General features: G+C 59.6%; 19 protein-coding genes and 2 tRNA genes. 13 read left to right on the forward strand and 8 right to left on the reverse strand.

The genetic code is table 11. The annotated features are described in order from the left end of the window. Positions 1-75: 75 nt before the first annotated feature. The 6 genes from BVK86_RS01460 to BVK86_RS01485 form a co-directional block, all read right to left on the reverse strand. A tRNA-Cys gene (locus BVK86_RS01460) sits at positions 76-149 on the reverse strand. Positions 150-195: 46 nt separating this feature from the next. After that, positions 196-271: transfer RNA gene (locus BVK86_RS01465), tRNA-Gly, on the reverse strand. 63 nt (positions 272-334) lie between these two features. Continuing rightward, complete coding sequence (gene pgsA, locus BVK86_RS01470) at positions 335-895, reverse strand: CDP-diacylglycerol--glycerol-3-phosphate 3-phosphatidyltransferase (protein ID WP_075944714.1); 561 nt, start codon at positions 893-895, stop codon at positions 335-337. Between the two features lie 32 nt (positions 896-927). Continuing rightward, positions 928-2,751: an excinuclease ABC subunit UvrC gene (gene uvrC, locus BVK86_RS01475; protein WP_075944715.1), complete on the reverse strand. Its 1,824-nt coding sequence runs from the start codon at positions 2,749-2,751 to the stop codon at positions 928-930. A gap of 5 nt (positions 2,752-2,756) precedes the next feature. After that, positions 2,757-3,398 (reverse strand): response regulator transcription factor GacA, encoded by a 642-nt coding sequence (gene gacA / locus BVK86_RS01480; RefSeq protein ID WP_008015884.1) that lies wholly within the window; start codon positions 3,396-3,398, stop codon positions 2,757-2,759. Positions 3,399-3,524: 126 nt separating this feature from the next. Next, on the reverse strand, positions 3,525-3,968 hold the full coding sequence (locus BVK86_RS01485; protein ID WP_075944716.1) for a GNAT family N-acetyltransferase: 444 nt from the start codon (positions 3,966-3,968) through the stop codon (positions 3,525-3,527). Positions 3,969-4,183: 215 nt separating this feature from the next. Here BVK86_RS01485 and BVK86_RS30310 point away from each other — a divergent pair, with 215 nt between their 5' ends. Both BVK86_RS30310 and BVK86_RS01490 read left to right on the forward strand, forming a co-directional pair. Further along, positions 4,184-4,312 (forward strand): hypothetical protein, encoded by a 129-nt coding sequence (locus tag BVK86_RS30310; protein WP_269458093.1) that lies wholly within the window; start codon positions 4,184-4,186, stop codon positions 4,310-4,312. Between the two features lie 351 nt (positions 4,313-4,663). Further along, complete coding sequence (locus BVK86_RS01490; protein WP_075944717.1) at positions 4,664-5,743, forward strand: 3-deoxy-7-phosphoheptulonate synthase; 1,080 nt, start codon at positions 4,664-4,666, stop codon at positions 5,741-5,743. A 58-nt stretch (positions 5,744-5,801) separates the two neighbouring features. Here the strand turns inward: BVK86_RS01490 and BVK86_RS01495 are convergent, their stop codons facing one another. Next, on the reverse strand, positions 5,802-6,845 hold the full coding sequence (locus BVK86_RS01495; RefSeq protein WP_075944718.1) for a hypothetical protein: 1,044 nt from the start codon (positions 6,843-6,845) through the stop codon (positions 5,802-5,804). Positions 6,846-7,184: 339 nt separating this feature from the next. On the opposite strand from BVK86_RS01495, the gene BVK86_RS01500 reads away from it, so the two are divergent. The 10 genes from BVK86_RS01500 (at position 7,185) to BVK86_RS01545 (ending at position 20,264) form a co-directional block, all read left to right on the forward strand. Further along, positions 7,185-8,066 (forward strand): esterase/lipase family protein, encoded by an 882-nt coding sequence (locus BVK86_RS01500; protein WP_075944719.1) that lies wholly within the window; start codon positions 7,185-7,187, stop codon positions 8,064-8,066. A 106-nt stretch (positions 8,067-8,172) separates the two neighbouring features. Further along, positions 8,173-8,454 carry a peptidylprolyl isomerase gene (locus BVK86_RS01505; protein WP_008029538.1) on the forward strand — a complete coding sequence of 94 codons (282 nt, stop codon included), beginning with the start codon at positions 8,173-8,175 and terminating at the stop codon, positions 8,452-8,454. Between the two features lie 135 nt (positions 8,455-8,589). Beyond that, on the forward strand, positions 8,590-10,458 hold the full coding sequence (locus BVK86_RS01510) for an extracellular solute-binding protein (protein ID WP_075944720.1): 1,869 nt from the start codon (positions 8,590-8,592) through the stop codon (positions 10,456-10,458). Beyond that, positions 10,458-11,516 (forward strand): microcin C ABC transporter permease YejB, encoded by a 1,059-nt coding sequence (locus BVK86_RS01515; RefSeq protein WP_075944721.1) that lies wholly within the window; start codon positions 10,458-10,460, stop codon positions 11,514-11,516. The genes BVK86_RS01510 and BVK86_RS01515 overlap by 1 nt, the downstream gene beginning before the upstream one ends. Beyond that, positions 11,516-12,538 carry an ABC transporter permease gene (locus BVK86_RS01520; protein WP_075944722.1) on the forward strand — a complete coding sequence of 341 codons (1,023 nt, stop codon included), beginning with the start codon at positions 11,516-11,518 and terminating at the stop codon, positions 12,536-12,538. The genes BVK86_RS01515 and BVK86_RS01520 overlap by 1 nt, the downstream gene beginning before the upstream one ends. A gap of 14 nt (positions 12,539-12,552) precedes the next feature. Further along, positions 12,553-14,130: an ABC transporter ATP-binding protein gene (locus tag BVK86_RS01525; protein WP_075944723.1), complete on the forward strand. Its 1,578-nt coding sequence runs from the start codon at positions 12,553-12,555 to the stop codon at positions 14,128-14,130. Between the two features lie 126 nt (positions 14,131-14,256). Beyond that, complete coding sequence (locus tag BVK86_RS01530; protein ID WP_075944724.1) at positions 14,257-15,672, forward strand: sigma-54 interaction domain-containing protein; 1,416 nt, start codon at positions 14,257-14,259, stop codon at positions 15,670-15,672. Positions 15,673-15,957: 285 nt separating this feature from the next. Further along, positions 15,958-17,349, forward strand: coding sequence for a GntP family permease (locus tag BVK86_RS01535; RefSeq protein WP_075944725.1), 1,392 nt, complete (start codon positions 15,958-15,960; stop codon positions 17,347-17,349). A gap of 7 nt (positions 17,350-17,356) precedes the next feature. Further along, positions 17,357-18,130 carry a 3-hydroxybutyrate dehydrogenase gene (locus BVK86_RS01540; RefSeq protein ID WP_075944726.1) on the forward strand — a complete coding sequence of 258 codons (774 nt, stop codon included), beginning with the start codon at positions 17,357-17,359 and terminating at the stop codon, positions 18,128-18,130. A gap of 178 nt (positions 18,131-18,308) precedes the next feature. Further along, entirely contained in the window at positions 18,309-20,264 is a 1,956-nt protein-coding gene (locus tag BVK86_RS01545) for an acetoacetate--CoA ligase (RefSeq protein WP_075944727.1), read from the forward strand. Positions 20,265-20,289: 25 nt separating this feature from the next. Here BVK86_RS01545 and BVK86_RS01550 read toward each other — a convergent pair whose 3' ends face one another. Beyond that, the gene (locus tag BVK86_RS01550) at positions 20,290-21,399 is read right to left on the reverse strand and encodes a PilT/PilU family type 4a pilus ATPase (RefSeq protein ID WP_075944728.1); all 1,110 of its coding nucleotides are present in this window, start codon (positions 21,397-21,399) and stop codon (positions 20,290-20,292) included. A gap of 111 nt (positions 21,400-21,510) precedes the next feature. On the opposite strand from BVK86_RS01550, the gene BVK86_RS01555 reads away from it, so the two are divergent. Further along, positions 21,511-24,048, forward strand: coding sequence for a PAS domain-containing hybrid sensor histidine kinase/response regulator (locus BVK86_RS01555; protein WP_075944729.1), 2,538 nt, complete (start codon positions 21,511-21,513; stop codon positions 24,046-24,048). Positions 24,049-24,085 lie beyond the last annotated feature (37 nt).

A 24,085-nucleotide genomic window follows, 5' to 3' on the forward strand; every position in this document is an offset into this window, starting at 1 on the left:
CGGCGCAACGCACCAGGCTTAAACGCTGCCCAATAAAAAACCCCGTAGATCATCGATCTACGGGGTTGTTTATAGTGGAGGCCGAGGTCGGAATCGAACCGGCGTAGGCGGATTTGCAATCCGCTGCATAACCATTTTGCTACTCGGCCTCAAAACATTTGCTGTCAGTAGCGCGACATCAAATGCGTACAAACTTGGAGCGGGAAACGAGACTCGAACTCGCGACCCCGACCTTGGCAAGGTCGTGCTCTACCAACTGAGCTATTCCCGCGTCTTGGTGTGGCGCATTCTATAGAATCCAGAAGCCCCGTCAACCCCTTGATTCAAAAAAGTTTTATTTCTTTTCAACGTCGGTCTTCAGGTGCGGCCAAGCAGCCCGCAGGTACTGGACCATGGACCACAAAGTCAGACCGGCAGAGACCATCAACAGGGTGTAACCCAGCAGTACCCAGAAACTGAAGTTGGACGGATTGGCCAGCAGAATCACCAGCGCGAGCATTTGCGCGGCGGTTTTCCATTTACCCAGGTTCGATACGGCCACGTGGGCACGGGCGCCGAGTTCTGCCATCCACTCGCGCAGGGCCGAGACAACGATCTCGCGACCGATGATGACCGCAGCCGGCAGCGTGAGCCAAAGATTGCCATGCTCTTGCACCAGTAGCACCAGGGCAACGGCAACCATCAGTTTGTCTGCAACAGGATCCAGGAAAGCACCGAATGGCGTGCTTTGCTCCAGGCGGCGGGCCAGATACCCGTCCAGCCAGTCTGTGGCGGCGGCAAATGCGAAGACCGACGCGGACGCCAGGTAGCTCCAATGGTACGGCAGATAAAACAGCAAAATGAAGATCGGTATGAGCAGGACGCGTAGAACGGTAATCAGATTAGGGATATTCATCGGCACAACTGGCTACGAGGTGAGGGGGCATTCTACTCGCTGTGCAGATTTGCATAAATCAACTCAGCGAGCTTTTTACTGATCCCGGGAGCTTTGGCGATCTCTTCGATGCTGGCACGAGACAGCTCCTGCAATCCACCAAAATGTTTCAATAAGTCGCGACGGCGTGTCGGCCCTACCCCGGCAACGCCTTCGAGCGTAGACGTTCGGCGGGTTTTGCCACGTCTGGCGCGGTGTCCGGTGATGGCGAAGCGGTGAGCTTCGTCACGAATTTGCTGGATCAAATGCAAGGCGGGCGAATCACCGCGCAGGGTAAATTCGTGGGCGGCGTCGTTCAGGTAGAGCGTTTCGAACCCGGCCTTGCGCGTTGCACCCTTGGCGACACCCAGCAGGATCAGATCAGGCACCGCCAGCTCATTGAGCACGTCACGCGCCATGGACAGCTGCCCTTTGCCGCCGTCCACCAGCAGGATATCCGGCAGTTTGCCCTCCCCGTCCTTCAATTTGCTGAAGCGCCGGGTCAATGCCTGATGCATCGCCGCGTAATCATCGCCGGCGGTAACGCCTTCAATGTTGTAGCGACGGTAGTCCGCCTTGATGGGCCCTTCAGGACCGAACACCACGCACGACGCCACCGTTGCTTCGCCACTGGAGTGGCTGATGTCGTAGCACTCGAGGCGCTGCGGCGGCTCGTCCAGCTTCAGCACTTCTGCCAGCGCATCGAAACGCGCCGTAATGTGCTGACGGTTTGCAAGGCGTGCGCCGAGGGCCTGCTCGGCATTGGTCACCGCCAGTTGCTGCCAGCGTGCTCGCGTGCCACGCACCCGGTGGCTGATAGTCAGCTCGCGACCGCGCAACTCTTCAATGGCTGCAATCAGTGTCGGAAAGTCTTCGTGAACCACGTTGACGATCAATTCGCTCGGCAAGTCGCGCTCAGGACTGCTGATGAAGTACTGGCCAAGAAATGCCGCCATGACCTCGGACACGTCTTCTTCTATACCGACTTGCGGGAAGAAGTTCTTGCTCCCCAACACCCGCCCGCCACGCACGCTGATCAAGTGGACACAGGCACCGCCCGGATTGACGAAAGCCGCGATCACGTCGACATCACCGGTTCCGCCTTCCATGCTCTGCTGGTCCTGTACCCGGCGCAGCAGCGAGATCTGGTCGCGCAACTCGGCGGCGCGCTCGAACTCGAGATTGATGGCCGCCTCTTCCATGCCGGCGGACAACTCATCGGCCAGCGCATTACTGCGGCCTTCGAGGAACATCACCGAGTGCCGCACATCTTCGGCATACACCTCGGGCTCCACCAGACCGACACAAGGCGCCTTGCAGCGCTTGATCTGGTATTGCAGGCAAGGACGCGTGCGATTTTTGTAGTAGCTGTCTTCGCACTGACGAACGAAAAACGCCTTCTGCAGCAGGCTGAGACTTTCGCGAATAGCCCCTGCGCTGGGGTATGGACCGAAATACTTGCCCTTGGCCTTTTTAGCGCCGCGATGGATGCTCAGGCGCGGAAACTGGCCGTCCGAGAGGAAAACGTAAGGGTAGGATTTGTCGTCACGCAGCAGGATGTTGTAGGGCGGGCGCCATTCCTTGATCAGCGTTTGCTCGAGCAACAGGGCTTCGGTTTCGTTGGCGGTGATGGTCGTTTCGACCTGGGCGATACGCGCCACCAGCGCTGCGGTTTTCGGCGCGAGGCCGGTTTTCCGGAAGTAACTCGACAGCCGATTTTTGAGGTTCTTGGCCTTGCCGACGTAGAGCAGGCGCGCCTCGCTGTCGAACATGCGATACACACCCGGACGCCCACTGACGGTTGACAGGAAGGCGCCTGGATCAAAGGATTCGGTCATTTTCTTTAGAGACTGGCATCGACCATGCCGTGACGGACCGCCAACAGCGTCAACTCGACATCACTGCTGATCGAAAGCTTTTCGAAGATGCGGTAACGGTAGGTATTAACGGTTTTCGGCGACAGGCACAACTTGTCGGAAATGATTTGTACTTTCTGGCACCCGACGATCATCAAGGCGATCTGGATCTCCCGCTCGGACAAGGCATCGAACGGCGAATCATTGGTCGGCTGGAAAGACTTGATTGCCAACTGCTGGGCAATTTGCGGGCTGATGTAGCGTTGACCGGCAAAGACCAGGCGGATGGCCTGGACCATCTCCGGCAAACCCGCGCCCTTGGTCAGATAGCCTGCCGCACCCGCTTGCAACAGCCGTGTTGGAAACGGGTCTTCCTCGCATACGGTGACTGCGACGACTTTGATGTCCGGGTGGCTGCGCAAAAGCTTGCGAGTGGCTTCAAGACCACCGATGCCAGGCATTTTGACATCCATCAACACCACGTCGGGCTTGAGCTCACGCGCCTTGAGCAGGGATTCCTCGCCTGATTCAGCCTGGCCGACCACTTGCAGGCCATCGATGTCAGCCAGCATTCGTGTAATGCCTGTACGAACGAGATCATGGTCATCGACTACTAGCACCCTAATCAAGCAGACACCTCGCGATATGGTCTTATTGGGTTGGCGACACCTTAGCAAAAAGCAACTGGCAGACCTAGCGGAAAGCAGCATATAAAAAGTATCAATTCATCTTGAAAGGCTTGTGGCGTGCGTGTTTCAGCGATACGAGACCGTGACGTCACGCTGCATCAGCAGGAAACACTCGTCCACACCCACCACCTGCAGTCCCTTTCTTTCATACATCGCCCGCGCGGGATTATTTTCAAACACTGTCAACCGTAAAGCAGGACGTCGCTGCGCAATGGCCAGGGCAAAAACCTGATCAATCACCCAGGATCCCGCCCCCTGCCCCCGAAATGCTTCGCCAATCTGTAATTCGCGAATGTACAAGGCCCTGGCGTCACCACTCAGGCTGACGTATCCGAGTCGCACATCGCCGCTCACGATCAATCGGTTGTCTCGCCCCGCCCAAGCCACATCGAATGCTTCGTCCTGCCACAACAGATCGTGCTGGATGTAGTAGCGCAACATATTGCTGCAAGTCAGGTTTCGCGCGAATTCGAGATCATCATCGGTCGCTGCTTGCCATTCGAACTTCATCGAGCCACCGCGAGGTCGTCAGTAGGTTGGCGTGCAATCTGGATCATGGCGTCTTGTTCGTCCGGTTGATGCTGTTGTTTTGAAAGAGCGTGAAGTGTGTCACAACCTTCGGGCCGCTCAACCGATAGAAAGCGCCCTCGATGAGCAATAGCATTTTCTGATTGAATCCTCGCACCGGCCTCTAGTAAGCTCGGCGCATCCATCGGAGACAGACCATGTTCAAAGCCCTCTCGCAGCATTCAACCTCCAGCGCCCTGCGCTCGGTTGCGGCTGCCCGGGTGAACGACGTTCTCGCTCCGGTCAGCTTTTATTTTGGGTATTGGTTTAGCCACTGGCGCGCCTGATACCCAAACGGCGCCCACTTTAGACGGGGCGCCACCAGAGAATTCTCAACCCCCGGCCGGCCTCCCGACCGGGGGTTTTGTTTTTCTGCACTGAAGCAAATAGCCCCAGACACCTTTAGCGACACACCAGACAATTCGAGGATTCACGACATGAACTACGCCACCTATTACCGTTACGACATTTCTACCGCCTGGCGATTTACCACCCTCCGCTCGGGACAGCCTGCCGCCTCCGATCGGTCACCTACAGGTGGCAAGCACATACACGCAGCCAATCCGGCCAATTGTCGAACACCCCACTAGGGCCGAGCGCGCGGGAACGAACCCGCCGCCTGCCCAGGAAGCCTGAATATGAACTCGTCCGTCTCTGCTCTGCCACTGTCCACCCTGAGCCCAGCCAATGAAGCGCTGACCCTGCGCCTGCCCAGCTCATTGCAACTCAAACAGCAACTGCCTCTCACCCACGCCCTGACCCAACAAGTCGCTGCCCACCGCCAGGCGGTCCGCGCGATTCTCAATGGTGAAGACTCTCGCTTGCTGGTCATTGTTGGCCCTTGCTCGATTCACGACCCACAATCTGCGCTCGAATACGCTGGTAACCTCGCCCGTCTGGCCGCCGACGTCAGTGACGACATGCTGCTGGTCATGCGCGCCTATGTCGAAAAACCCCGCACCACCGTCGGCTGGAAGGGCCTCGCTTACGATCCGCACCTCGACGGCAGCGACGACATGGCCGCCGGGCTGACACTGTCTCGCGAACTGATGCGCGAAATGCTACAGCTGGGATTGCCGGTGGCGACCGAACTGTTGCAACCCATGGCGGCCGGCTACTTCGATGACCTGCTCAGTTGGGTTGCCATCGGCGCCCGCACCACGGAGTCGCAAATCCATCGGGAGATGGCCAGTGGCTTGAGCATGCCGGTCGGCTTCAAGAACGGCACCGATGGTGGTGTAGCCGTGGCCAGTGACGCCATGCGCTCGGCCGCCCACCCGCATCGCCACTTCGGTGTCGACAGTCAGGGGCATCCGGCAATCATCCAGACCCCGGGCAACGCCGATACCCACCTGGTATTGCGTGGCGGCCATCAGGGTCCGAACTACGACCGTGCCAGCGTTGCCAAGGTGCATAACGACTTGACCAAGCTGAAGATTCCTGCGCGCATCATGGTCGATTGCAGCCACGCCAACAGCGGCAAGGATCCGTTGCGTCAGCCGGCGGTGTTCAATGACGTGCTTGAACAACGCCTGCAGGGTGATCGTTCGCTGATCGGCATGATGATCGAAAGTCATTTGTTCGAGGGTTGCCAGCCGCTGAGTGCGTCGTTGAAATATGGTGTGTCGGTTACCGATGGTTGCCTGGGGTGGAATGGGACGGAAGCATTGTTGCGCCAGGCATCTGATCGCCTCCGTGCACAGCGAATAGCACGATAAGCATGCCCATCACCCGCCCACCAGTCCTCGCGTCGCGACTGGTGGGTGGGCGGCAGTTTCAGGACTGCACCTGGACCAACACCTCATCTGACGCCTGACTGACATCGTCAAGACGCTCTACTGAGTAGGCGACCCGAATCGTCGTGTCCCGATGCTCTCGCCAAAACCTGTAGGGAACGATGAACACCAGTGGCTCGCCGGCGATTTCCCTGGTTATCTCGCGGTCATCGCGATGATTGAAATAGTCGCCATCGCACTTCAGGTACACCAACTCGCCCTCTTCGGCCCGCGCGCCGTTGATCACGACGGTGATGCCATCCATCGCATCCTGCAGGTCCAGCCGGCCCTCATCAGCCTCCAGAATCAATGGTGGCAACAGGGGCTCGCGCGACAACGGCCCGATCAGCAATTGCACCGGCTCAGAGTATCGAGGGGCCTGACCCGCTTGCTGGACGCAGTAACTGAGGGTGACATTTGACCCAAGGTTGGGGGCGATGCAGTCCGGACTGATCCAGAAGGACAGTTCACTGCCCACGGCAAACACCTCTACTTTCAGCGTATCGCTGAAGCTCGCTTGCGAAGAAATACCCGCCCACGCCAACAGGATCTGGTCTCCCTCGGCCATCCGCGCATAGGGCCTGATCGTGACAAGCGAGCCTTCAGGTACGCGGTCCGGGTCAATCGTCCCGCCCACTGCATCGGCGGCAATGGCCGGCAGCAAGTCCGGACTCACATCTCCAACGCTCAACTGCAATCGCGCTGAATGCGCCGGGACCGCCCGCAGGACACTTTGCAATGTGTAGAACACCTCCAGCGAACCACCATCGAGTGCGGCAATGTGAGTGGCCGGCACCACAAATACAGTGTCGAGCCCGACCTGCTCTTCGCTGACAAAGCGAGTCACTTGATGCCGGTAAAGGAGACCTTCGACGTCCAGTCCCTCCCAATGCAACAACAGTTTGTCGCCACAGGCCATGCCCGGATAGGGACGGACCCTGATGACGACCCTTCTTTCCGAGGGGTCCAGCACGGCGTTTTCCGCCGGTTCCAGCAGCGGTGGCGGTAACAGTTGCGGGGCAATGCTTGCTTCATGAGTGGTCATTGAATGGCTCCGGTCCTTGGAAACAGTGCTGCCTTGAGGGTCAGGCAACGAACGAAACCTATTGGACCCGATGCCCGCCCGTTGCGATGCCGGAGATCCACGTTGCATGAAGAGGAAAAACGACACGCGTGAAGTAGGTCGTTGTTCACGCAAGCTCAGGACTCGCTGAATGGATGTCTGGAGATTCCGATCAAGGCTTCGTACATGTCCGAGCTTTCTTACGGCTTCTATTACGTTTTCATCAACTTACAGCGGTTTTTTCATACACCGCGCGCCCGTCTTAGTGCTTTAGAGTGAGGCGCATCGCACCCCCTCAATCCACTGAAAAAGGTAAATACCATGCAACGGAATGCAAACACCCAGTATCCAGTTCTGCTGGTCCATGGCCTGTTCGGCTTTGACCGGATCGGTACGTTTGAGCTCTTCCACGACGTGAAACAGGCCCTCAGAAACGCTGGTGTGCGGGTTTTCGTGCCTCATTTATCGGCCACCCACAGCAACGAGGCACGGGGCGAACAACTGCTGGCGCAGATTCAACGGGTGCTGGATGGCACAGGCACAGCCAAAGTCAACCTGATCGGACACAGTCAGGGTGCACTCGCTGCCCGTTACGTGGCGGCGGTTGCCCCACAGTCGGTTGCTTCGGTGACCTCAGTCAGCGGCCCGAACCACGGCTCGGAGCTGGCAGATTTTCTGTGCAAGGCCCTTGAACCTGGACGCTTGCCAGAACAGATTGCGGAAACGGTCGCGACCTTGTTCGCAGACTTCCTGTCGTTGCTCAGCGGTCACCATCGCCTGCCGCAGAGCGCCGTCGCCGCGTTGAATGCCCTGACCACCGAAGGTGTGGGCGAATTCAATGACAAATACCCTCAAGGCTTGCCAAAAACCTGGGGCGGCAAGGGCCGGGAGTTGGTCAATGGCGTGCGGTACTACTCCTGGAGCGGCATCCTGCCGGACAGTGTCCTGAATGAAGGCATGAATGCCCTGGGTCCTGTTCACGGTTTCCTTCGTTCGCTTTCCCGATACTTCATTACAGAAGCCGAGCAAAATGACGGCATGGTGGGCCGCTACAGCTCGCATCTGGGCACGGTCATCCGGTCTGACTATCCACTGGATCATCTGGCGGTCATCAGCCCATCAGCCGGCATGATCAGCAAAACCATCGACCCGATTGACCTCTACGTGCAGCACGCCGCCCGCCTCAAAAAGGCCGGTCTGTAAAGAGCGCTGGCGCTCCAGGCCGCATACAGCGGAACTTTGAGAAGAAATCGCTCACTGAATCCGGTAGGCTCACCACTTTACCGAATATTGAAAGGAGTATTTCCCCATGGCTAAAGCCACTGCCCGCCACATCCTTGTTGCCAGCGAAGACAAGTGCAACGAACTCAAAGCCCAAATCGAGGCTGGTGCGGATTTCGCCGAAGTCGCCAAGGCTAACTCCACCTGCCCCTCCAGCCGTCAGGGCGGCGACCTGGGTTCGTTCGGTCCTGGCCAGATGGTCAAGGAATTCGACACCGTCGTCTTCAGCGCACCGATCAATGTCGTGCAAGGCCCGGTCAAGACCCAGTTCGGTTATCACCTGCTGGAAGTGACCAGCCGTCAGGACTGATCGACGCCTGATGTCCGTATGCGACGGCCCGCCTTTAGGTGGGCCGTTGTGCTTCAGATACGCAATACGGCTGGCGAGGGACGCGCCGCTAGCGTACAAATTGTCGTTAACGACCACCCGGCTCTAAGGCTGACAATGCGACTGGCTTTCCCAACTTTGTTATTCACTGCCGTGGCCCTGCTGATGGGCGCCGCTGGTGTGAACGCCGCACCGCAACATGCGTTAACCGTCTACGGCGAACCGGCCAAGTACCCTGCCGGTTTCAGTCACTTTGCCTACACCAACCCGCAAGCGCCCAAAGGCGGGACGATGCGTCGCTCGGCAATCGAGATCGGGCATTTCGACCATGTCTTGCCGTACATCGACAAGGGCATCGGCGTCTCGCAGATCGACGGAATGCTGTACTCGCCCTTGGCCCAGCGCTCGCTGGACGAGCCTTATACCGTGTATGGCCTGGTGGCGCAGAAGATGGAGCGCTCCGATGACGGGCTGTCGCTGCGTTTCTATCTCAACCCCAAGGCGCGTTTTGCCGATGGCAAGCCGATCACCGCCGAGGACGTGCGCTACACCTTCAACTTGTTGATGACCCAGGGCAGCCTGCGTTATCGCACGCAATTCGCTGACGTCAAAGGCGTCGAAGTGGAGTCGCCACTGTCCGTGCGCTTCGACTTCAAGAACAACGAAAACCGCACCTTGCCACTGGATATCGCCACCTTGCCGGTGTTCCCCGAGCACTGGTGGAAAACCCGCGACTTCGCCGGCGGCGGCGGGTACGAGCCGCCGCTGGGCAGCGGCCCTTATAAAGTGGGAAAAGTCGACTCCGGACGCAGTATCACTTTCGAGCGCAATGCCGACTGGTGGGGCAAGGACCTGCCGGTAAGCCGTGGCCTGTACAACTTCGATCACTTCAGCATCGAATACTTCGGCGATACCGACGTTGCCCGTCAGGTGTTGCGCGGTGGCGCCTATGACTATAACCGCGAATTTTCCGCCACCGGCTACTCCATCGGTTACGAAAGCCCGGCCCTGAGCGATGGTCGACTGCAAAAGGCCCACCTCGCCGTCGAAGCGCCACAGCCGTCCCAAGGTTTTGTGTTCAACCTGCAAAAGCCGATGTTTCAGGACCGCAGGGTGCGTCAGGCGCTGGTGATGCTGTGGGATTTCGAATGGAGCAATCGGCAGATGATGCGCAACATGTACATCCGCCAGCAGAGCTTTTTCTCCAACACCGAACTCGCCGCCCGACAGCTGCCGGACGCTGGCGAGCTGGCGATTCTCGAGCCGTTGCGCGGGCAGATCCCGGATGAAGTGTTCACCCAGGTGTTCCAGGCACCGAAAACCGATGGCAGCGGCATTATTCGCGACAAACAGTTGCAAGCCCTGGCGCTGCTGGAACAGGCCGGCTGGACGCCAAAAGGCGATCAACTGGTCAACGCCGACGGCGAGCCGCTCAGCTTTACGTTCCTGATCAGCCAGAATGGCCTGGATCGTTTGCTGCTGCCCTACAAACGCACCCTCAAGCAAATCGGCATCGACCTCAACATCCGGCGCATTGACTCCTCGCAGTACGTCAACCGCCTGATGAGCCGTGATTACGACATGATTGTCACGGGCTACCCGGTCACGACTTCCCCGGGCGGCGAGCTGTTCAACTATTTCGGTTCGGCCGCGGCCACCGATTCCGGCTCCAACAACTACATGGTGTTGAAGAACCCGGCGGTCGATACGCTGCTCACCGGGCTGGTCCGCGCAAATACCCAGGCCGAGATGCTGCGTTATGCCCATGCGCTGGACCGAGTGCTGCAATGGAACTACTACTGGATTCCCAACTACTACCCGCCAGGAACGTCCACCGTGTGGTGGAACCGTTTCGGCATACCGAACGTGCAGGCCAGCAATGACGAAGCCATCGAGAGTTGGTGGGAGATGAGCAGCACGCCGCTGACCAATCAGGAAATGACCGCCGAGCGCATCCGCCGTGGCACACCCGGAGGACCGCATTGATGTGGGGCTATATTCTTCGGCGTCTGCTGCTGATCATTCCGACGCTGGTGATCATTCTTCTGGTCAACTTCGTGATCGTCCAGGCCGCGCCGGGCGGGCCGGTTGAACAGGCGATCGCGCACTTGCAAGGCATCGGCGGCGCCAGTGTCGGCGGTGGTTCTAGCGAGACCATGACCAGTTCCCGGGCTAGCCGTGGCCTCGATCCGCAACTGATCAAGGACATCGAAAAACAGTACGGTTTCGACAAGCCCGCGCACGAGCGCCTGTGGCTGATGCTGACCAGTTACGCTCAACTGGATTTCGGCAAGAGCTTTTTCCGCGGCGCCACGGTCACCGACCTGATCCTGCAGAAAATGCCGGTGACCATCTCCCTGGGCCTCTGGGCTACGCTGATCACTTATCTGGTATCGATTCCGCTGGGCATCCGCAAGGCTGTGCGCCACGGCAGCCTTTTCGACATCTGGAGCAGCACGGCGATCATCATCGGTTACGCAATGCCGGCGTTCCTCTTTGCCATGTTCCTGATCGTGGTGTTTGCCGGGGGTACTTCGCTGAACTGGTTCCCGGTACGCGGACTGGTGTCGGACAACTTCGAATCGCTGTCGACCGTGGGCAAGATCGCCGATTATTTCTGGCACCTGGTGTTGCCGGTGTCCGCGCTGGTGATCGGCGGCTTCGCGACCCTGACCATCCTGACGAAAAACTCGTTCCTCAATGAAATCACCCGTCAGTACGTGGTCACCGCCCGCGCCAAAGGCCTGAGCGAACGCCGGGTGCTGTACGGACACGTGTTTCGCAATGCCATGTTGCTGGTGGTGTCCGGGATTCCCCAGGCCTTCATCAGCGTGTTTTTTGCCGGCTCACTGCTGATCGAAGTCATCTTCTCTCTTGATGGCCTGGGCCGCATGAGCTACGAAGCGGCAGTGTCGCGGGACTATCCCGTGGTGTTCGGTTCGCTGTTCATCTTCACCCTGTTCGGCCTGCTGATAAAACTGGTGGGCGACCTGTGCTACACCCTGGTCGACCCGCGTATCGATTTCGCCGCGAGGAACGCCTGATGTTCAAGCTCTCGCCGTTAGGCCGACGTCGTTTCGAACGCTTCAAGAAAAACCGCCGTGGCTGGTGGTCGCTGTGGTTGTTTATCGGCTTGTTCCTGCTGACCCTGGGGGGCGAACTCATTGCCAACGACAAACCTCTGGTGGTCAGTTATCAAGGTTCGTTGTACTTCCCTGCCCTCAAGCGCTACACCGAGCAGGAATTTGGCGGACAACTGCCGTTCCAGGCTGACTACCGCAGCGACTACGTGCAGAAACTGATCAAGAAAGACGGCGGCTGGCTGTTGTTCCCGCCGATTCCCTTCAGTGATGACACCCCAAACTATGACCTGAACAAACCTGCCCCGAGTCCGCCGTCGGAGGTCAACTGGCTGGGCACCGACGATCAGGCGCGGGACGTCCTGGCCCGGGTGATTTTCGGTGCACGGGTGTCGATTCTGTTTGCCCTGATGCTGACCTTCGTCAGCGCGCTGATCGGCATCGCCGCCGGTGCCCTGCAAGGCTATTACGGTGGCTGGGTCGATTTGCTTGGCCAACGGTTGCTGGAAGTCTGGTCCGGTCTGCCGGTGCTGTACTTGCTGATTATTCTGTCGGGGTTTGTCGAGCCCAATTTCTGGTGGCTGTTGGGGATCATGGCGCTGTTTTCCTGGCTGGCCCTTGTGGATGTGGTGCGCGCCGAGTTCCTGCGCGGACGCAATCTGGAATACGTCAAGGCTGCCAGGGCACTGGGCCTGAGCGATCGCAAGGTGATCGTGCGGCACATTCTGCCCAACGCCATGAACGCGACGTTGAGCTATCTGCCGTTTATTCTCACCGGCGCCATCTCGACGCTCACGGCGCTGGATTTCCTTGGCTTCGGCATGCCGGCCGGCAGCGCGTCCCTGGGCGAGTTGATCGGTCAAGGCAAGCAAAACCTTCAGGCGCCATGGCTTGGGCTGACGGCGTTTTTTACCCTGGCGCTGATTCTTTCTTTACTCGTGTTCATTGGTGAAGCCTTGCGCGACGCCTTTGATCCGAGGTCTTGAGGCGGACTGTTGATATGACCAACCTGATCGAAATCCGTGACCTCAGCGTGTCCTTCAACGGCCAGACGGTCGTGCGTAACCTGTGCCTGGACATCCACCCGGGCGAATGCCTGGCGTTGGTGGGCGAGTCGGGCTCGGGCAAATCGGTGACCGCTCACTCGATCCTGCAATTGCTGCCCGAATGCGGCACTGAAACCACCGGCAGTATCCGTTATCGAGGTCAGGAACTGGTGGGCGCGGACGCCAGGAAATTGCGCGAATTGCGCGGCAACCGCATTGCGATGATTTTCCAGGAGCCGATGACCTCCCTCAATCCGCTGCACAGCATCGAAAAGCAGATTGGCGAAACCTTGCTCGTGCACAAAGGCATGGCTGGCAAAGCCGCACAGGCACGGATTCTGGAATTGCTGCACCTGGTGGGCATACAGAAACCCCAGGAACGGCTCAAGGCCTATCCCCATCAACTGTCCGGCGGCCAGCGTCAGCGGGTGATGATCGCCATGGCCCTGGCTTGCGAACCGGATTTGTTGATCGCCGACGAACCCACCACCGCCCTTGACGTCACCGTACAGCGCAAGATTCTGTTGTTGCTCAAATCGTTGCAACGGCGGCTCGGCATGTCGCTGCTGCTGATCAGCCATGACCTCAACCTGGTGCGCAGCATTGCCCAGCGCGTGTGTGTGATGAAGGCCGGCGAGATTGTCGAGCAAGCCACCTGCGAGACCCTCTTTACCGAACCCAAACACCCCTACAGCTGCGTGCTGCTCAATGCCGAGCCAGAGGGTGAGGCCCTGCCCCGTGACGAACGCGAGAACGTCCTGGAAGTGGACGACCTGCGCGTGCAATTTCCCGTGGGCGGCAGTCTGTTTCGGCGCAAGACTTACTTCAAGGCTGTCGATGGCATCAGCCTGAATATCCAGCGCGGCAAAACCTTGGGCATCGTCGGCGAGTCAGGTTCCGGCAAGTCCACGCTTGGCCAGGCGATCCTGCGCCTGCTGGACTCTGAAGGCAGCATTCGTTTCCAGGGTGAGGCGCTGGACGGTTTGTCGCAGAAGCAGTTACGGCCGTGGCGCAAAAAAATGCAGGTGGTGTTCCAGGATCCCTACGGCAGCCTCAGCCCGCGGATGTCAGTGGCACAGATCATTTGCGAAGGCCTGGAGGTGCATAGCCAGTTGAGCGACGAAGAATGCAACGCCGAGGTGATTCGGGCATTACAGGAAGTTGGTATCGACCCGCAAAGCCGTCATCGCTACCCCCACGAGTTTTCCGGCGGCCAGCGCCAGCGCATTGCGATTGCCCGGGCACTGGTGTTGAAGCCGGCGCTGATTCTTCTGGACGAACCGACCTCGGCGCTGGACCGTACCGTGCAAAAACAGGTCGTCGCCCTGCTCCGTCAGCTTCAGGAAAAGCATGGCCTGACCTATCTGTTTATCAGCCATGACCTGGCGGTGGTTCGCGCCCTGGCGCACGACATGATCGTGGTCAAGGATGGCAAGGTGGTGGAAAGCGGCGCCAGCCATGATCTATTCGATGCGCCGCAACACCCGTACACCAAGGAGCTGTTGGCGGCAGCGCATGTAGGGCAGGCATAATCCAGCCAGACCGCGTCGCGGCCTTCGCGAGCAGGCTCGCTCCCACAGGTTTTGTGTGATTCCTGTGGGAGCGAGCCTGCTCGCGATGAGGCCGGTACTGGCAACCTAAAATCAGGACCGATATCCATGAACACCACCGAAAGCCTCAAGGACTACCAGCGCGTGCGCCTGCTGGCGATCCGTTCGTTGTTCGAGATCATCGAGCAGTCGAGTGAAGGCACGGTGATCGTCGACCGCGACGCCAATATTGTCTGGATGAACGAGCGCTATGCCCGGCGTTTCGGCCTGCAATCGGCCGAGGGCGCCATCGGTAAAGCCTGCGAAAGCGTGATCCCCGGAAGCCTGCTGCGTGAAGTGGTGCGCACCGGCCGGCCAATCCTGCTCGACATGCAGGACACCCCCAAAGAACCTCTGGTGGTCATGCGCCTGCCGATTCACGACGACGCCGGCGAGGTGATCGGTGCGATCGGTTTTGCCCTGTTCGATGAACTGCGCAGTCTGTCGCCAATGCTCAAGCGCTACATGAGCATGCAGGAAGAACTGGCGTCGACCCGTTCGCTGTTGCGGGCGCGGCAGACCAAATACAACTTCGCCCACTTCATTGGCACCAGCGCCGCCAGCCTGGAAGTCAAACGTCGTGCCCGGCGCAGTGCCAGTACCGAGTCGCCGGTGCTGCTGCTCGGTGAAACCGGCACCGGCAAGGAATTACTGGCGCAGGCGATTCACAATGCTTCGCCGCGAGCACACAAGGCATTTGTCAGTATCAACAGTGCGGCGATACCGGAATCGTTGCTGGAGGCCGAATTTTTCGGCACCGCGCCCGGCGCCTTCACCGGCGCTGATCGCAAGGGCCGTGCCGGCAAGTTGCAAATCGCTCAGGGCGGCACCCTCTTCCTCGATGAAATCGGCGACATGCCACTGCCGCTGCAAAGCAAGCTGCTGCGGGTATTGCAGGAAAAGGAATTCGAGCCGGTGGGTTCCAACGAGGTGATTCAGAGCGACGTGCGGGTAATCGCTGCAACTTCGACTGATCTGGAGGCGGCGATCAAGCGCGGCGAGTTCCGTGCCGACTTGTATTACCGCCTCAATGTCCTGCCGATCCAGGTGCCACCGTTGCGCGAACGTCTCGACGACTTGCCCGCCCTCAGTGAAGCCATTCTTGAGGAACTGCGCAGCCAGCACGAACTGCACGGCGAAGCGCTGGCCTTGCTAAGTCAACATGCGTGGCCTGGGAACATCCGCGAACTGCGCAACGTATTGGAGCGGGCCGCATTGCTCAGTGATGACCTGCGGCTTTCTGCAACGGACATCCGCGCCGCGATCGGAACGTTTTCCCCGGTTGAGCGCGTGGCACCATTGACCCTCGAACCGCTGGAGCATGAGACGTTCAGTGCGGCGCGGGAGCGCTTCGACCGGCACTTGATAGAAACCACTCTGGCGCAATGCGGGGGTAAGGTGATTGAAGCCGCAGCGCGATTGGGGCTTGGGCGGTCGACGTTGTACAAGAAGATGGTGGCGTTGGGGATTGCGGAGTCTCAATAGCGAGACGTAAATCTCTATTGGTAGATATGACCCCATCGCAGGCAAGCCCGCATCCGCAGCGTCAATAAAGGGTTTGAAAAACGCGTTAAATATGGGAGCGCCTGCCCGCGAGGGGCCGGAACATTCGCCGAAAATCTCCAAAAAGAGACAGAACTATTCACCCCCCACTCGCCAAGATTGGATATTTCATTATATTTCAATGACTTAGCCACATGGCACGAAACTCGCTATAGCCCCTCCCCACAACGTACCACCCTAAAAAAATAACAATCCAGGAGACACACCATGAGTGTGATCATTGCCTTGGCAGCCCTCGCGCTGCTGATGCTGGCTGCTTACCGTGGCTACAGCGTTATCCTTTTTGCCCCGATCGCCGCCCTCGGCGCCGTCCTGCTGACTGACCCTTCCGCCGTCGCACCTGCCTTCACCGGTGTGTTCATGGAGAAAATGGTCGGTTTCATCAAGCTGTACTTCCCGGTGTTTCTGCTCGGTGCGGTGTTCGGCAAACTGATCGAACTGTCCGGCTTCTCGCGCTCCATTGTCGCCGCCGCCATCCGCCTGCTCGGTACCCGCCAGGCGATGCTGGTGATCGTGCTGGTCTGCGCCTTGCTCACGTACGGCGGCGTGTCGCTGTTTGTGGTGGTGTTCGCGGTCTATCCGTTTGCCGCTGAAATGTTCCGCCAGAGCAACATTCCCAAGCGCCTGATCCCGGCGACCATCGCCCTGGGTGCGTTCTCGTTCACCATGGACGCCCTGCCCGGCACTCCGCAGATCCAGAACATCATCCCGAGTACGTTCTTCAACACCACCGCCTGGGCTGCGCCATGGCTGGGTGTGATCGGTACGATTTTCGTGTTCTGCGCCGGCATGCTGTTTCTCCAGCGTCAGCGCAACAAGGCCCAGCGCGCCGGTGAAGGGTATGGCACCGAACTGCGCAACGAGCCGGAAACCGCAGCTGACATCAAGCTGCCCAACCCGTGGATCGCGCTGTCGCCGCTGTTGGCCGTGGGCATCATGAACCTGCTGTTTACCCAGTGGATTCCCCAGTGGTACGGCAAGACCCACAGCCTGGCGCTGCCGGGCATGGCCACGCCGGTCACCACTGAAATCGCCAAACTCACCGCCATCTGGGCGGTGCAGGCCGCGCTGCTGGTCGGCATCCTCATGGTGCTGGCGTTCGGCTACAAGGCCATCAGCAGCAAACTCGCCGAAGGCAGTAAAAGCGCCGTGAGCGGTGCGTTGCTGGCAGCGATGAACACGGCTTCGGAATACGGCTTTGGCGCGGTCATCGCCTCTCTGCCAGGCTTCCTGGTGCTGGCCGACTGGCTGAAGAACATCCCCGATCCGCTGGTGAACGAAGCGATCACCGTCACCTTGCTGGCGGGCATCACCGGTTCCGCGTCGGGTGGCATGAGCATCGCCCTGGCGGCCATGTCCGAGCAATTCATCGCGGCGGCCCACGCCGCCAACATCCCGCTGGAAGTGCTGCACCGCGTGGCTTCGATGGCCAGTGGCGGCATGGACACCCTGCCGCACAACGGCGCGGTGATCACCTTGCTCGCGGTGACCGGCCTGACCCACCGCGAAGCTTACAAAGACATTTTCTGTATTACGCTGATCAAGACCCTGGCGGTATTTGTAGTGATTGGCACTTTCTACGCCACTGGCATTGTGTGAGGTATTGATGACGACTCTTTCGGGCAAGACCGCGCTGGTCACCGGCTCCACCAGCGGCATCGGCTTGGGGATCGCCCTGAGCCTGGCCAAGGCTGGCGCCCACCTGATCCTCAACGGTTTCGGCGATGCGTCCAAAGTGATCGCTGAAGTCGAACAGTTCGGCGGCAAGGTCGGCCATCACCCGGCCGACGTCAGCGACCCGGCGCAGATCGCCGACATGATCGCCTACGCCGAGCGCGAATTCGGCGGTGTCGATATCCTGGTCAACAACGCCGGCATCCAGCACGTGGCGCCGGTGGACGAGTTTCCGGTGGAACGCTGGGATTCGATCATTGCGATCAACCTGTCATCGGTGTTTCACAGCACTCGCCTGAGCCTGCCGGGCATGCGCGCCAAGGGCTGGGGCCGGGTCATCAACATTGCTTCGGTGCACGGCCTGGTAGGTTCAACCGGCAAAGCCGCTTACGTGGCCGCCAAACACGGTGTGATCGGTTTGACCAAGGTGGTGGCCCTGGAAACCGCCACCACTAACGTGACCTGCAACGCGATTTGTCCCGGCTGGGTGTTGACGCCGCTGGTGCAGAAGCAGATCGATGACCGCGCCGCCAGTGGGATCGACCCGCAGCAGGCGCAGCATGATCTGCTGGCCGAGAAGCAACCTTCGCTGGAATTTGTCACCCCGCCGCAATTGGGCGAACTGGTGCTGTTCCTGTGCAGTGAAGCCGGGGCTCAGGTACGGGGCGCGGCATGGAATATCGATGGAGGATGGTTGGCGCAGTAAGGCGCCGCTGCACCCTGTGGCGAGGGAGCTTGCTCCCGCTGGGTGGCGAAGCCGCCCCAAGCGATTCCCGGACAAAACCGGTTGCCTGTGTTTGCGACTGCTGCGCAGCCGAGTGGGAGCAAACTCCCTCGCCACAAAAGGCCTGTGCGTGTGTAATAAGAAAAACAGGGGGACACCCATGTCAGAAGTTCTGTGGCAACCCACCGCCGAGCGAATCAGCAAGACCCGCATGGAAGCCTTCCGGCGCTTCATCAATCAGCGGCATCATCTGCACATCGACGACTACCCGGCCCTGCATCAATGGTCCATCGATCAACGCCAGGATTTCTGGCAGGCCATCGTCGACTTCTTCGACCTGCGCTTTCATCAGCAACCCGACGCGGTGCTGTTCGAAGGTGCGAAAATGCCCAGCGCCCAATGGTTTCCCGGCGCCACCCTGAACTTTGCCGAACACTTGCTGCGCCGTCGCGATGATGCGGTGGCCGTGGTGGCCGTGGCGGAGAACGGTCAGCGCGAACAATTGACCTGGGCCGAACTGGCAGAACATGTCGCCGGTTTTCAGAACGGTTTGATCGCCGCAGGCGTCGGCGTTGGCGACCGGGTGGCGGCGTGCATGCCCAATACCTGGCAGACATTAGTCGCCATGCTTGCCACCACCAGCCTCGGCGCGATCTGGTCCTGCTCTTCGCCGGACTTCGGCACCCAAGGGGTGATCGACCGCTTCGGCCAGATCGACCCCAAAGTGCTGCTGACCTGCGCCGGTTATCGCTACGCCGGCAAAGAGATCGACCAGCGTGCCAAGGTCAACGAAATCCTTGAGCGACTGCCATCGTTGCAGCAATTGATCATCGTGCCTTACGCGCGGCCAGAGGCACACATCGAAGACTTCCAGACAGCCGCCAACGTCACACTGTGGGACGACTTCTACTTCCCCGGCGGCGAGCCGGATTTCACCCCGGTGCCCTTCGACCATCCGCTGTACATCCTGTATTCCAGCGGTACCACCGGCGTCCCCAAATGCATCATCCACAGCACCGGCGGCGTGCTGCTGCAGCACGTCAAGGAACACGGCCTGCATGGCGACCTCGGCCCCGGTGAACGCCTGTTTTACTACACCACTTGCGGCTGGATGATGTGGAACTGGCTGGTCTCGGCCCTCGCGGTCGGCAGCGCCGTGGTGCTGTACGACGGCTCCCCCTTCCAGCCAGGCCCCGAACGTTTGCTCGACCTGATCGACGACGAGCGCATCAGCGTCTTCGGCACCAGCCCCAAGTACCTCGCCACCCTGGAAAGCAGCAGCGTCAAACCCAAGCAAAGCCATGATCTGGGCAGTCTGAAAACCCTGCTCTGCACCGGATCGGCCCTCTCGCCCCAGAGTTACGATTACGTCTATCGCGACTTCAAGCAGGACGTGTGCCTGGCCTCGATGTCCGGCGGTACGGACATCGTCTCCTGTTTCGTCAATGGCAACCCGATGTCGCCAGTCCGGCGTGGGGAAAACATGGGCAAGAGCCTGGGCATGGCCGTCGAAGTATGGAACGACAACGGCCAACCGGTGATTGGCGAAAAAGGCGAACTGGTCTGCACACGACATTTCCCGGCGATGCCCATCGGCTTGTGGAATGACCCCGACGGCGAAAAGCTCAGGGCGTCATATTTCAGCCAGTTCCCCGGCGTGTGGGCGCAGGGCGATTATGCCGAGCAACTGGCCCATGGCGGAATGATGATCCACGGCCGCTCCGACGCCGTGCTCAACCCCGGAGGCGTGCGTATTGGCACCGCGGAAATCTACCGCCAGGTGGAGAAAGTCCCGCAGGTGCTCGACAGCGTCGCCATCGGCCAGCAATGGCACGATGATGTGCGGGTGGTGTTGTTCGTACGCTTGACGGCAGGCATCGAGCTGGATGAAACACTGCAAGACCAGATCCGCCAGGTCATTCGCGCCCACACCACGCCGCGTCATGTGCCGGCGAAAATCGTCGCAGTGACCGATATCCCACGGACCATCAGCGGCAAAGTCGTTGAACTGGCGGTGCGCAATGTGGTGCATGGGCAGAAGGTGAAGAATACCGACGCGCTGGCCAATCCAGAGGCATTGGAGCAGTTCCGAAACCGCCCCGAACTCGACACCTGAAAAATCGCCTGCTGGGGGACTTTTGTCAGTCGACGAGTCCCCAATCGCCAGGCGGGGCGTGGGCGTTTGATGTGGCTTCGGCATGGAGTTTCAAACGCAAGCGCAAGTTGTTCACCGAATCGGCATGTTTGAGCGCCTCTTCCTCATCGATCACGCCTTCGACGACCCGTTCGAACAGTGCCCCATCAAACGTCTGCATCCCCAGCGCCGTTGATTTCTCCATCACGCCCTTCAATTCGGAAAACGCATTGCGCCGAATCAGATCGCCAATCGTCGGCGTTCCCAGCATCACTTCCACTGCCACCCGGCGTTGCCCGTCGCGGCTACGGACCAGGCGTTGGGAAACGCAGGCCTTGAGATTGTTGCCCAGATCATTGAGTAATTGCCCGCGCCGCTCCTCGGGAAAGAAGTTGATCATGCGGTCCAGTGCCTGATTGGCGTTGTGCGCGTGCAGCGTGGAGATCACCAGATGCCCGGAGTCGGCAAACGCCAGCGCGTGCTCCATGGTGTCGCGATCACGGATCTCGCCGATCAGTACCACGTCCGGTGCCTGGCGCAGGGTGTTTTTCAACGCGGCGTGAAAACTACGGGTGTCGACGCCGACCTCGCGCTGGTTGATGATGGATTTCTTGTGCCGGTGGATATACTCGATCGGGTCCTCAATGGTGACGATATGGCCACTGGCATGCCGGTTGCGATAATCGATCAGGGCCGCCAACGAAGTAGACTTGCCCGAATCGGTGGCGCCGACGAACAACATCAAGCCTTGCTTGAGCATCACCGTTTCCAGCAATACTGGCGGCAGCTTGAGGTCTTCGAAACGTGGAATGTCGAGTTTGACGTTGCGCACCACCATTGAAGTGTCATTGCGCTGCTTGAAAATATTGACCCTGAAGCGGCCAATTCCCGGTAAAGAGAGCGCCAGGTTCATTTCCAGCTGACGATCGAACTCCAGTCGCTGTTCGGCGTCCATGATGGACGCGGCAATCGCCGCAATGTCTCCCGGTTTGAAGGGTGGGTCGGCAAGGGGCGTCAGTACACCGTCGAAACGCGCACTGGGTGGCGCGCCGGTGGACAGGTAAAGATCGGAGCCATTCTGGCTGGCCAGGCGTTTCAACAATGCATCGATTTCCATGGCAAAAAGCACCCGCAAAGCATTCAATGAAAAAATGACCCGAAACCGGTCATTCAGCGTCTAGCCGTAATAGTAGACGCCGTCACACCGACTTTTGTGCAGGACACCTTGATGAACCCATCACCGACCGGCAGCGATGCCCAGGCCCTGATTGCCCGACTTGACTGGGCGAACAGTCCGCTGGGCGCCGCCAGTAACTGGCCGCAAAGCCTGCGAACCGCCGTGGATATAGTGATTCACTCGCCGATGCCGATGTTGCTGCTCTGGGGGCCGCAACTGACGCAGATCTACAACGACGGCTTCGCCCTGCTCGCGGGCAGCAAGCATCCGCACGCTTTCGGACAGCCAACACACCAAGTCTGGCCGGAACTTCAGGACTTCACCGACCCGATTTACAGTGCCGTCCTACAAGGCCAGGTGCGAACCTACAGCGAGCAGCGGTTCTCCCTGCAGCGTAACGGCGTCGATTCCGACTTCTGGCTTGATCTGACCTACAGCCCGATCCGGGACGAAAACGCCGAAGTCGCCGGAATCCTGGTCACTGCCATTGAAACCAATGAGCGCCGACGCATAGCCCTGGAACTGGAGCAGCGTTCGGCCGCCAGCCTCAAGGCGCAACAGGAAACCGAAGAGCGCCTGCAACTGGCCCTCGCCGCCACCGACGCGGTGGGTACCTGGGATTGGGACATCAGCGAGGACCGTTTTATTGCCGATGCGCATTTCGCCCAATTGCACGGTATCGATCCGGCCATGGCCGGCCAGTTGCCGATCAGCGATTACCTGCACGGCGTTCACCCCGAAGACCGCGCCATGATTACCCGCAGCATCAAGCACTGCATCACCCACGGCACCGAATATGCCGAGGAATATCGCCTGTTGCAGCCCGATGGCCAATTGCGCTGGGTGTTTGCCCGCGGGCGCTGCTACAAGGACCATCATGGCCGGCCGATCCGTTTCCTCGGCGCGGCCCTGGACCTGACCGAACGCAAAAACACCGAGCAGGCCCTGCGCCAGAGCCAGACCGAGTTGCAGCTGATCATCAACGCCATGCCAATCCTGATCAGCTACGTCGACCGCGAGGAACGCTTTCGCCTGAACAACGCCGCGTATCTGGACTGGTACGGCCTGACACCTCAAGAGCTCTATGGCCGGACAATTCTGGAGGTCCTGGGCGATGAAGCCTACGCCCTGCGCGCCGAGCACATCGCCCAGGCGCTGAGCGGCAAGCCGTGCTGTTTCAGCATCAATACACCGCACCGCGACGGCAGCATCCGCCATGCGCTGATGAACTACTTGCCGCGCCACGGTGCCAACGGCGCGGTGAACGGTTTCTACATCTTCGTGATCGACGAAACCGAGCGCAAACAGACCGAAGAAGCCCTGCGCAATCTCAACGAAACCCTCGAAGAGCGGGTCGCCGCGCGCACTCAACAACTGGCCGAAAGCAACCAGCGCCTGCAAAACGAAATGTTCGAACGCGAACGCGCCGAAGATGCCTTGCGCCATGCGCAGAAAATGGAAGCGGTGGGCCAGCTCACAGGTGGCATTGCCCATGACTTCAACAACATGCTCACCGGAATCATTGGCAGCCTCGACCTGATGCAACGCTACATTGCTGAAGGGCGCACGGAAGAAATCGGCCGTTTCACCGAAGCTGCGGTTTCATCGGCCAACCGCGCCGCCGCCCTCACCCATCGCCTGCTGGCGTTTTCCCGGCGACAGTCGCTGGATCGCAAACCGTTGAACGCCAATGACCTGATCCACTCCCTGGAAGACTTGCTGCGACGAACCAAGGGCGATCACATCGAGCTCCTATTGCAACTGACCGAAGATGTCTGGCCGGTCAGCACTGACGTCAGCCAACTCGAAAACGCCCTGCTCAACCTGGTCATCAACGCCCGGGACGCCATGCCCGACGGTGGTGAGCTGCGCATCGAAACCGCCAACGTCTACCTCGACAGCAGCGACATCAATACCCTGGAACCGGTCAAGGCCGGTGATTACCTGATGATCGCCGTCACCGACAACGGCACCGGCATGACGCCCAAAGTCCTGGCCAAGGCGTTCGACCCGTTTTTCACCACCAAACCCATCGGCCAGGGCACCGGACTTGGGCTATCGATGATCTATGGTTTTGCGCAACAGTCGGGCGGCCATGTCAGTCTGTTCAGCCTGCCGGGCCAGGGCACCAGCGTGCGTTTGTATTTGCCGCGACTGCAAGCAATGGAACAGGAAGACGTTTTGAAGCCGGTCATCAGCGAAGCGCCACCAGCGATTGCCGGGGAAACCGTGGTATTGGTGGAAGACGACCCGGCGGTGCGCATGCTGGTGCTCAACCTGCTCAAGGAGCTGGGTTATCACGCCTACGAAGCCGACGATGCGAAATCCGCCCTGCCCTTGCTGGAGTCAGGGATGCGGGTGGACCTGCTGGTGACGGATGTCGGCTTGCCGGGCATGAACGGACGGCAACTGGCCGAAATCGCCCGGCAGCATCGTCCGGAACTGAAAGTGTTGTTCATGACCGGGTATGCGCAAATGGCGGCCGAGCGTCAGGGTTTTCTCGAAGAAGGGATGGACATGGTGGCCAAACCGTTCTCCATTGATCTGCTGGCCCACAAGATTCGCACGATGATCGGCCAAGCGGGGTGAGTTAGGGCATAATCCCGCGCCCCGCCGTCAACACCGT

Source organism: Pseudomonas reinekei (assembly GCF_001945365.1).
GTDB classification, from domain to species: Bacteria; Pseudomonadota; Gammaproteobacteria; order Pseudomonadales; family Pseudomonadaceae; genus Aquipseudomonas; species Aquipseudomonas reinekei.